The following is a 10,764-nucleotide window of genomic DNA, read 5'->3' as shown; positions in this document are numbered from 1 at the left end:
TCTTGTTCTTCTTTCCTTTGTTGGGACTACTATACGTCATTTCCTCCGATAACGGAAATACTTGTTAACTCTAGTTTCGATAGGTTTTCCCTATAGTTAATGCGCTTCCAGCCCACATCCGGAGACCGGCGAGACTGGCAAGCCCGACGCCGTCGTATTCAGGAGCAAACTACATCCCCCAGAGGCTCGGAGATTCCCCCAAGCTAATTGACTACCGCAAGCGCCTCCCTATTCTCATCGTTCTCCACCAACAACTTCCCATGACTTTCAACGCCGCCCGCTCCATCCACACCCATCGCCCACTCTTCTACCTCGGGAAGATCCCCATGGACGCGACCAATACGCTGGTCGCTCTGCACGCCCTCACCGCCCTGATCGTCACCTTCGGCTCCGGCTGGGCTGCCGCCACCTGGTTCAACGAGCTCGTTTACTCCGCTGCCGCCCTCAAGGAATTTCGGGTCTGGACCGTCCTCACCTACCCCTTCGTACACGGCATCGACCTCTGGTTCGCCATCGGACTCTATTTCTTCTGGCGCTTCGGCGGCGAAGTGGAAAACCTCCTCGGCACCCGCAAGTTTATCCGGCTCTACGCCGCCTTGAGCGCCCTGCCCGCCCTCGGGCTCTTCGTCCTCTCCCCCCTCGTAGGCGACCTTCCCCTCGTAGGCGAAGGCTCCGTCCACTTCGCCATCTTCGTTGGCTTCGCCCTCATCTACCCGAGCGCCCCCATGTGGTTCAACATCCAGGTCAAGTGGTTCGTCCTGCTCATCGTCGGCGTGCAAACCCTCCAGTACCTCGGCTACAAATCCTGGGGCAACCTCGCCGCCCTCTGGCTCTCCATCCTCACCGCCTTCACCCTCCTCCACCTCCACGGCGTCCGTAGTTGCCATTTCATTACCGACTGGATCCAGGCCAAGCTGAACATCAAGATCGTCACCAAGTCCAAGCGACCTCGCTCCCAGAAACGCAATTCCGTCCCCAGCATCGTTCGCAACAAGGAGATCGACGCCATCCTGGACAAGATCTCCGCCACCGGCTTCCAAAGCCTCACCCCCGAGGAAAGAGCCATCCTCGACGAAAGCAGCTCCCGCTACAGCAACCGCAAGAAATAGGGTCGCCCTAGCGAAGCCAGCGCCCCCCGCCCCACAAAAGCGATTCCTTAAAAAATTCGCTAAACAGTCCCGTCCCCCTCCCAAATCCGTTCTTATCAAGCCTAGAAGCTGAGCAAGGCGCCCTACGCGCCGAATACCTAGGAGTACCTTAAACCGGTAATCTCTTTCTCACCTTCCTATGGCTAACAAAACTCTGGCTCTCCTCCTAGGCGCATCCCTCGCAGCGACCGCCCTTCTCCACGCAGACTCCAATCCGCCCCATCCCGAAGGCCTCCTCCTGCGCGGATTCGAGTCCGAAGCCGCCTTCAACCGCCGCGGCGACCAAGCCGTCCTCAACGGCGTGCAAACCACCGTCCGCATCGACGCCGCCGGCGAAGTGAGCTCCTCCGTCTCCGCCGCCGACCTAGCCCCCCTCGTCGGCTGGTACCGCGACCGCGACCAATACTACTCCGCCTACGCCGACTTCGGCCCCGGCATCGGCAGCGCCATCGGATTCACCGACGCCATCAGCTCCGCCGGCAAGACCCTCGACCTCGACGGCGACGAATCCAACCCCAGCATCTTCCTCGACGAAACCTACCAGGCTATCCTTACCGTCGCCAAAGCCTACGTGGACGCCGGAGTCGACGCCATCCACTACGACACCGCTTGGGTTACCCTCGACGCCGGCCCCTTCGATGCCGCCACCCTCGTCGACTTCCGCGACTGGCTCAACGCCCGCTACGACGAAACCACCCTCCAGTCCTACATCGACGCCAGCTACGACGACGCCACCTTCGACTACGGCGCCTTCCTCCGCTCCGAAGGCGTCACCGCCGACAACTACAGCACCGCCACCATCGACAGCGTCATGCTCGGCTCCACCCAGCACTGGCGACTCTGGCAAGCCTTCCTCCGCTACAAGGAACGCGAAGTCATCGCCACCCTCGTCGACGAGGTCAACACCTACGCCCAAGCCGAGCTCGGTCGCGAAATCGGCTTCTACTTCAACCGCTACGGATTCATCCATCGCCCCGCAGACCGCTGGTTCCTCGCCGAATACGCCTCCGGCGACCTCGGCGAAACCCACTTTAGCGGCGAAACCTGGGACTACGCGGACGGCTACAACCTCGAGCCCGTCTTCCGCGCCAACCTCAAAACTTACGACAACCGCTTCGAACCCTGGAACAGCCCCCCCGCCGCCAACACTGCCGTACAAAGCCTCTTCCTCGCCGAAACCATCGCCAACAACGGCGTCGCCACCTGGGAAGACGACTACCCCGCGACCACCCCAATCGCTCGCCTCGCCACCCAATACCAAGACCAGCTCGACCACGCCCCCCTCAGCCAGGCCGCGATCTTCTACCCGCTCGCCACCGCCCTGCACACCGAAGACCTCCAGGTCGGACCCGACCCCGGACTCCTCGGCGGCGACCACTACTGGTATCTAGGCCTTGGATACATCCTCCAAGAGCTCGAAATCAACTACGACGTCGCCTTCGGCGGAGACGGACTCGGCATGCCCGACACCTTTTCCGCCACCGACATCAGCGCCTACCCGGTCATCTTCGCGTCCGAAGCGATCCAAGTCACCGACAACCAATTCACCGAACTCATGGACTACGTCCACGCAGGCGGCACCCTCATCGTATCGGGAACCAACGTCTTCCGCTACGACGCCCTCGGCAACGACAAGTCCTCCACCCGCTCCTACGACAGCAAAACCTGGACCCAACTCTTCGGCTCCACAGGCAACACCAGCATCGGCAGCGGCACTCTCAAAGTCGTCAGCCTCGATCCCTGGGGTTCCACCGGTTACACCGACCAACCTAGTTCCGCCGGCCTCACCACCGCCCTCACCGGATTCGAAGCCGCTCTCCCCAGCGACCTCGATCGAATCACCAACGCCGCGTCCGGCGACGTCCGTATCCTCAGCTACGTCGATACCAGCGACTACTCACGCGTGTACCAGCTTCTCAACTACAGCTTCAACGGATCCGGTACCACCATCACCTCCCAAAGCAACTTCACCGTCACCTTCCCCACTCCCAACGAATTCCCTAGCCCGACCGAATACCAAGAAGTTTCCATCGCGAGCTACGTCGCATCCGCCGACAGCGCTCCCACCACCCTCGCTATCACCGACCTAGGAAACGGATTCTCCCAAGTCACCATCCCCAGCCTCAGCTACTGGGGCATCCTCCGTATCGGTTCAGCCATCGCCGAGCGAGACCATCCCAACGTCGAACCCATCGCCTACTTCGACCCCCTCTTCAGCTACGAAGTCTTCGATTCCACCGAAACGCGTAGCCTGACCTACAGCGCCTTCGACGACGACGAAATCAACCAGCTGCAGATCTACTACTCGAAGAAAGACACCAGCACCGGCGAATTTGGAGCCTGGACCGCCGACCAAGTCATCGCCGGACCTGGCACCAACGAAATCGTAGACGCCACCGTCGACTACACCCTCCCCTCCGAAGGACACTTCCGTCTCCAAATCGTGGCGACGGATAGCGATGCCGCCTCCAACGCCCTTCTCGGCGACGACGGCTACGACACCGAAGTCGGCTACGACACCACCGCAATGGATCGTACCAACCTCGTCGTAACCCCTCTTCACGGCACCGCCGACGGAGCCGTCATCAGCACCCCGCTCACTCCAAGCTTCTCCTTCACCGGACACCAAGATAGCATCTCCGGCTACGGCCAATACAACTGGTCCTGGAACAACGGCGGCAACACCATCGACGGAGGCGGCAACAACCTCACCGAAACCGTCACCCTCGATACCATCCCTGCCATCGTCGACGGCGAATACGGCGAATACGGACTCAGCCTTCGCTTCCAAAACGGTGCCAACATCTGGGACGATTCAGAAACTGAATACACTCTCATCTACACGATCCCTCCTAGCTACAACGGATCCGCAGTCGACGAAACAACCACCAGCGGCTCGAATATAGACTTCACCCTCGACTACACCAACGCCTTCGGCGACGTATCCATCCAGTGGTACAAGGACGACGTCGCCCTCGACGGACAAACCGAAGGGACCCTCTCCCTCTTCACCGTCACCTCGGACGACAACGGCACCTACCACGCCACCATCGCCAACCCGGCCGGCCAGATTACCTCGCCGGATTTCGACCTTACCGTCACCACTCCGCTCGAAGTCACCCAGCAGCCTGCCGGAGCCGTTATCAACGAAGGCGAATCCTTCTCCGTCACGGTGCAAGCTCGCGGCACCGGCACCCTCGCCTACCAGTGGACCCTCGAAGGGGTCGACATCCCCGGCGCCACGAGCGACACCTACAGCATCGAGTCCGCCGTTCGCGCCGACCACCACGGCCACTATCGAGCGCGGATCACCGACGACCTGACCTCCATCACCAGCAACGGTGCCTTCGTACAAATCAGCGCCGGCGGCGGTGGTGGCGGCGGAGGAGGAGGAACCCCCTCCACTCCCAGCAACCTATCCGCCAACGACAACGGTACCGACGCCGTCACCCTTAGCTGGCAGGACAATTCCAACAACGAAACCGGCTTCGCCCTCGAACGTCGCCAGCAAGGCAGCAGCTCCTGGACCTCCGTAGCCGGAGCCATCCCAGCCAACGACACCCAATTCATCGACACCACCGACATCGGCAACGACACCTACGAATACCGCATTAAAGCCACCGGCAGCTCCGGCGATTCCAGCTACTCCAGCGTCGCCACCGTCACTCGCTCCTCCGGCCCCGGACCGCTCGCAGCGCCCACCAGCCTCTCCGCGAGCGATAACACCGCCCATGTCTACTTAACCTGGACCGACAACGCGACTTCAGAAACTGGATACACCATCGAATGGAAACTCCAATCGGCCAGCACATGGGATATCGTCGCCAAGATCGGTGCCAACGCCCAAGCCTTCACCCATCCAGTCAACATCGGCAACAACAGCTACGAATACCGCGTCAAAGCTACCGACGCTAGCGACAGCTCCGACTACTCCAACGTAGCCGCCGTGTCCCGTTCCGGAGGTGGAGGCGGCGAAGAGCCCACCCCTCCGACCGCCCCCGCGAATCTCGCCGCAGTCGACCAAGCCACTAAGGTCACCCTCACCTGGAACGACCTCTCCGACGACGAAACCGGATTCTCCGTCCAGCGCCGCAAGCAAGGCGCCCAAAGCTGGACCCAAGTCACCACCACCGCAGCGAACGCGACCTCCTACGAGGACAACCTAGACATCGGAACCGACACCTACGAGTACCGCGTCGCCGCAGACAAGGGCGAAGTCGCATCCGACTACTCCAACGTCGCCACCGTAAAACGCAGCGTATCCGGAACAAGCATACAGCTTACCGCGATCGTAGACGGCCCCGATAAACTTACTCTCGACCTGCTCACCACCGATAGCGTCGACGACATCCGTGCCGAGCTCGCCACCTCGCTCCAAGAGCCAGGCAGCGGTCTCAAGCTATTCCTAGGCGATACGGAACTCGCCACGCCGGAGCAAAGCATCGAAGAGGCCGGCTTCAAGGACGGCGACCAATTCACCGTCACCCGCAATGGCGATTCCCCAGATAGCAACTACACCAATTGGCAGCTCGCTAACCTCGGCGACGTACGCGACAACCGCTTGCCCAACGAGGACGCCAACCACGACGGAGTCGCCAACCTCCTGCACTACGCCTTCGGAAGTTCGCCCACGGAAATCGACTTCGAAGCGAACCACGTCGCCATCCATCTCACCGCCGAAGGCTTCGAGATCAGCTTCCAACGCAACAAAAACGCTAGCGACGTCGCCCTCCTCATCGAAAGCTTCAACTTCGACAACTCCACCTGGGAAACCCTCACCTCCCTCAGCGAGACGACCGAAGACACCGCCGACGCCAATATCGAGAAGGTCACCGTCAGCTACCCGCTCGCCAGCGACGGCCAACTCATGCTCCGCCTCAAGACCGGCTCCTGAGCCGCAATCCCGCGCAAGCGCCAAGGTAGGGGCGAGGTTTACTCCTCGCCCGCGCCAACCCATCCATTTCTCAAAGCCACGCTCCCCTCCAGAAACAACAAAGCCCGCCTGAGCTAAGCTCAGCGCGGGCTTCTTTCGATAGCGGGACTACCCCTAATCCCTATGTGCTATCTATTTTTTGTTACCCCAAAAAAGTGTGAATCAGGCGGCGCGGCTCCTTGCGAGCAGGCCTCCCGACGGGCGGCTTAGTAAGCGCGCTCCTTGGTTTCGAGAGCTGCCATGGCTGCGAGTCCGCCGGCGACCAAGCCGACTGCTGCGAGCACTCCCGCAGCGGGGACGATCACTGCCGCGCCTGCCAGTATCGCAACTGCGGCGACTGTAGCTTCGATGATCTTAGTAGTGGTTAGCGTTTTCATTTTCGTATGCTTTCTGTTGTTGGACATACTTACTATACGAACAAAACGTCATAATTGGAAATACTTGTTACCTCTACTTTTGATAGGCATAACCTATAAAACCTCGACACCAGCCGCCCGCCCACCGCGCCGGCAGGCGCCAATCCCAGAGCTGCGAGCTCACTCCCCGATCGCTTTGGCCAACAACGCGCGCAGCTCCTTGCCGCTCGACTCCAGCTCCTCGGCGTTGCCGCTCTTCGCCGCTTTCACGAAACGGGTCGCCACCTTGAGCTCCCCTTGCCCCCAGGACGCGGACAAGCCCTCCTTCTCCAGGCCGTCGCCCAAGCTCACCTGGGCTTCCTGCCGAGCGTGGGCCCAGTTGGAAACGAATTCTACGTACAGGAAAAAGCGATCCAGCTGCACGAAGGGAAACTGCTCGGACACGTTCGGCCCGACCGTGACCTTCAATCCCCCCAAAGGCAGCTGCTTGATCTTGGCCCGCGCCAGGTCCTTGCCCTTCCAGAGGGCCGAGCCCGCACCGATCGCGGCACCGATCGAAGCGAACACGCCAAAGGTAATGCCGCCCGCCGCCAGGTCCGCCCCTACGCCGATCCCGGCGCCCAGCAGGGCTCCCGCGATGGCTAGCTGCTTCTGGGTCAAACCAAGCGCCTGCCAGGCTCGCTCCGAAAAGAGGTCCTCCGCCAAGATCGAATTTTCCGGCAGCTCCACCGCAACCTTGCGCACCGCGTAGACGTCGCGGATCTGCTCGCGAAATCGTTTCTCGATCTTCGCCAGCTTGCTTCGATACGCCTCTTCCAAGCGACGCTTCTCCAGCTCCACCCCGCTCTCGTGTTCCAAAAAGGAACTACAGCTGCAACGCAACGATTGCTCCAAATGCTCCACGATCGCTTCCGCCGCTCGCTGCGTACAGCGCTTCCGATCCATGCGCATCAGCTCCACCGCTTGGCTTAAGGCCGGCTCCCAATCCTGGTCGATGCTCTTGAGCGCCTCCAAAAGTTCGATACGATCCAAGTACCGAGCGGTCTGGGCATTGAACGTACGCACCGAATTGAAGTGCTGGCGAAAGCTCGTCTTCCAGCTCTGTAGGAATCGACCCTCGTTCGACTTCGGGTTGATGATCGCCATGCGCGGCCGAGCCGTTAGCCGCAGGATCTCCATCTCCGCCGTATCCACCGCCGTCATCGGACGCGAGGCGTCCACCACATAGAGAATTCCGGCTCCCTCCAAGATCGGTCGCAATAGCTCGCAGTCGTGGTGAAAATCCGGGTCGCTCGCATGAGACTCGATGAATCGTTGCAAACGCTCCTCCCCAGCCGCTTCGTTCTCCCGAAACCACTGCAAGGTCGCCTGCGGATTCTGGAATCCTGGCGTATCCACAAACTCGATAATGGTCTGGTCCCCCGCCTTCAGGTCGAATCGCTGCTGCTGAATCGTCTCCCCGGGGATGGGACTGATCGCGACTCCATCGTTCTGGGAAAGCGTCGCAACGATCGAAGATTTCCCTTCGTTCGGATGACCGATGATCGCAAATCGTGGCAAAGATTTCATACCGCTGGATTGTCTAAAATTAAATACGGATCGCCCATGCGCTGTACGAACGAATGCCACGCCTCCGCGTATTGCTTCTCCGGCCGCAGCGAAATCGCTTGGTCCGAAGATGCCGGGATGCCCAGCAAAACCACCTTGAGCAAACTGCGTTCGTCCACCCGGGCTCGCAGCCCTTTCACCTGGCGTTCAACCTCCCGAATCGGCGGCATCCAACTTTCGAATACAAGCGCCAGCTGCGTTCCCTCCTCCAAATCCGAGGCCGCCTCCGCGATACGCCCGTCCTCGTAGGTCCTCACCTCCACCCGCTCCTCGGACAGCTTCCAACGCTCCGCCAAGCCGCGACGCAAGGCCGCCAGATCGAACGATTCCCCCAACTCGCTCGAACACAGGCAACAGATGCCGCGCTCCAAGCCCTCTCTGCCGTTCGCGTCAGCGGACTGAAGCGCTCCACGATCCGCGCCCTGCTCCACCCGTTCCGCATCGAAACGCGGAGCCTCCGGGCGCAAACGCTGCATCAAACGCTCCGCCGCAGCGTTCCGAAAATCGTAGCGGGCCAAGGCAGAGGCCACTTGCCACTTCCCCAAGCAATAGAACAAGAGGCGGGGAAGCGCTCCGTAGACCAAGACGCCGAAAGCCAAGAAGCGCCACCAAGCCGCAAGGTCCCGGCTCTCCAGTTCGCGTATCCCTTCCTTCAATACAATTCGGCTGCCCTCGACCTGCTGCAAGCTCGGGTAGCCCTCTCCCTCGCCGTAAAGCGCCGCCCACGGAGTGGCCACCAGCTCCACCCACCGGCTCACCGCCTGGGCGTCCGTATCCAAAGTCGTCTGCCACCCAAAGGCTCTGTCGGAAAAGACCACCGATACCAGCAAGGCCAACAGCACGCCAAAATTGAAGCACAAGGATGCTGCTTGGATCTTCGCGAACGCCAGCCACTTCGCCACGCTCCCATGCAAGGCCAAGGCCCGCCGGGCCGCCCCGGCCCACTCCGCCGCGTCCTGCCGCTGCTGTCCCGACAGGAAGCGGGCCGACACGGTCTGCAGCTTGGAAAAGATCGCCTCCAAAACCCAACGCGTCGCCCGATAGAGCGGCCCAAAGGCCAAGCGCTCCCGCCAGGCCCGAGGCAGGAAAAACACCAACGCCAGCGCCAAGGCCAACGCCGCCTGCAGCAAAACGAACAAGCTGAAAAAGGCCGACACGTTGATCGGCGCCTCTCCCGTATACGCCAAAGCGCCCGTCGCCGCCCCCAATCCCAACAACAAGCCGCCCGCTCCCAAGAGCTGCCCCGCCGCTTTCAAGGATTGGCTCACGCTATCCGCCGCCAGCCGGACCTCCGGAGCCGCCGCCAAGCGAGCCTTCAACCACGCCTTCGCGATCGCCCGTCGATTTCCCGACTCCAGGACCGAAGCCTCCAGAGCGGTCTTCGCGTCCTGCTCCTTCAGGGACTTCCAATCCTGCCCCTCGTCCTTGGCCAAGGCGCATTCGAAAGCGATCAGCTCCTCCAGTCGCCACTTGGCAGATCCCCTTTTTCCTAAGTCCCTCATCTTCATGCCCATTACCCCAGATTCTACCCTCGAGGTAAAGCCCGCGTTACCGCCTATTCAAGGGCAGCCGCCCGCTGAACTCGACTCAAAAAATCGCCAGGTTCGTCTTCGTGGTAAAGCGCTCCAAGGACTCGATCCCCAAGACCGAATTGCCGTACTTGTTCAAACGCGGACTCCAAACCGCCACGCTCATAAAGCCAGGCACCACCGCTACGATGCCGCCGCCCACCCCGCTCTTGCCGGGCAAGCCCACTTGGTAAGCGAAGGCTCCCGCCTGATCGTAGAAGCCGCAGGTCAGCATCACGCTGTTCAAGCGCTTGCTTTGGCTAGCAGTCAAAAACCGGCGGCCGCCGTAGGGGATCACTCCGTCGCTGCACTGAAAGCTAAAGCTGCGGGCCAGGCTCCTGGCGCTCATCGCCAAGGAGCACTGGTAGCAATAGAGCTCGATCACGTCCTCCACCCGATTCCTCAAATTGCCGTGCGACTTCAAGAAATGGGCGAGCGAATAGTTCGTATGGCAGGTCGCCATCTCGCCCTTCGCCACCTCCACGTCGTAGTCGACCGTCTCGTCCCCCGCCAACTCCCGCGTCAGCTCCAGCAGACGCCCCTTCGCGTCGTCGTAAAGGCTCAGTAGTTCGTCCGCCACTACAATAGCGCCCGCATTGATAAACGGATTGCGCGGCTTGCCCTTCTCCCGTTCCAGCTGGAAAAGCGAGTTGAAAGCGTTGCCGCTCGGCTCCACTCCCACCCGCTCCCAAAGCGTCTCCCCCTTCTTTTCAATCACCATCGCCAAAGTGATCGCCTTGGAAATGCTCTGGATCGAAAACACCGTATCCACCGCTCCCACACCCTGGCATTCCTTGCCCGGGATCTCCACGAACATGGCGTACTGGTCCGGATCCACCTTGGCCAAGGCAGGGATGTAGTGGGCCACCTCGCCCGACTTCTCCAGCTTCCCAACCGCCTCCGCGATCTCGCGCAAAACCTCACCGTAGTCCGTTCTCATACCGTGCAACATCGCCCCTAGCCTATCGCTCAACTCCCCCCAACACGCAACATCGAATCCCGCCGCGAAAAAGCCCTGCCATTGAACCACGCGAACAGTGCCACAAAGCATCCAGACACAACAAAGCCCGCGCCGAGCTAAGCTCAACGCGGGCTTTTTTCGATAGCGGGACTACCCCTAATCCCTATCTGCTATCTATTTTGTATGTTAC

The 10,764-nt window shown here is 60.8% G+C and carries 6 protein-coding genes; 2 read left to right on the top strand and 4 right to left on the bottom strand.

Translation table 11 applies throughout. The annotated features are described in order from the left end of the window. The first annotated feature begins 260 nt into the window (after nt 1–260). A complete protein-coding gene (locus QEH57_RS24270; RefSeq protein ID WP_309009399.1) occupies nt 261–1,109 on the top strand; it encodes a rhomboid family intramembrane serine protease in 849 nt (282 codons plus the stop codon). Between the two features lie 178 nt (nt 1,110–1,287). Beyond that, nucleotides 1,288–6,042 carry a hypothetical protein gene (locus tag QEH57_RS24265; RefSeq protein ID WP_309009398.1) on the top strand — a complete coding sequence of 1,585 codons (4,755 nt, stop codon included), beginning with the start codon at nt 1,288–1,290 and terminating at the stop codon, nt 6,040–6,042. Nucleotides 6,043–6,287: 245 nt separating this feature from the next. Here the strand turns inward: QEH57_RS24265 and QEH57_RS24260 are convergent, their stop codons facing one another. The 4 genes from QEH57_RS24260 to QEH57_RS24245 all read right to left on the bottom strand — a co-directional run bounded on the left by QEH57_RS24260 (nt 6,288) and on the right by QEH57_RS24245 (nt 10,553). Next, nucleotides 6,288–6,458: a hypothetical protein gene (locus QEH57_RS24260; RefSeq protein WP_309009397.1), complete on the bottom strand. Its 171-nt coding sequence runs from the start codon at nt 6,456–6,458 to the stop codon at nt 6,288–6,290. A 159-nt stretch (nt 6,459–6,617) separates the two neighbouring features. After that, nucleotides 6,618–8,006 carry a GTPase/DUF3482 domain-containing protein gene (locus tag QEH57_RS24255; RefSeq protein WP_309009396.1) on the bottom strand — a complete coding sequence of 463 codons (1,389 nt, stop codon included), beginning with the start codon at nt 8,004–8,006 and terminating at the stop codon, nt 6,618–6,620. Further along, complete coding sequence (locus tag QEH57_RS24250) at nt 8,003–9,553, bottom strand: DUF2868 domain-containing protein (protein ID WP_309009395.1); 1,551 nt, start codon at nt 9,551–9,553, stop codon at nt 8,003–8,005. Before QEH57_RS24250 ends, QEH57_RS24255 begins: the two co-directional genes overlap by 4 nt. Before the next feature lie 79 nt (nt 9,554–9,632). Further along, a complete protein-coding gene (locus QEH57_RS24245) occupies nt 9,633–10,553 on the bottom strand; it encodes a glutaminase (RefSeq protein ID WP_309009394.1) in 921 nt (306 codons plus the stop codon). Nucleotides 10,554–10,764 lie beyond the last annotated feature (211 nt).

The organism is Pelagicoccus sp. SDUM812005 (genome assembly GCF_031127875.1).
In the GTDB taxonomy this organism is placed as follows: domain Bacteria; phylum Verrucomicrobiota; class Verrucomicrobiia; order Opitutales; family Opitutaceae; genus Pelagicoccus.
The sequence above is the reverse complement of the archived record's forward strand: the minus strand, read 5'-3'. Positions and strand labels throughout refer to the sequence as shown.

What these genes read in the sequence shown, in the direction of transcription:
- QEH57_RS24270 (WP_309009399.1), top strand. Translation starts at nt 261, where the DNA reads ATGACTTTCAACGCCGCCCGCTCCATCCACACCCATCGCCCACTCTTC.
- QEH57_RS24265 (WP_309009398.1), top strand. Translation starts at nt 1,288, where the DNA reads ATGGCTAACAAAACTCTGGCTCTCCTCCTAGGCGCATCCCTCGCAGCG.
- QEH57_RS24260 (WP_309009397.1), bottom strand. Translation starts at nt 6,458, where the DNA reads ATGAAAACGCTAACCACTACTAAGATCATCGAAGCTACAGTCGCCGCA.
- QEH57_RS24255 (WP_309009396.1), bottom strand. Translation starts at nt 8,006, where the DNA reads ATGAAATCTTTGCCACGATTTGCGATCATCGGTCATCCGAACGAAGGG.
- QEH57_RS24250 (WP_309009395.1), bottom strand. Translation starts at nt 9,553, where the DNA reads ATGAAGATGAGGGACTTAGGAAAAAGGGGATCTGCCAAGTGGCGACTG.
- QEH57_RS24245 (WP_309009394.1), bottom strand. Translation starts at nt 10,553, where the DNA reads ATGAGAACGGACTACGGTGAGGTTTTGCGCGAGATCGCGGAGGCGGTT.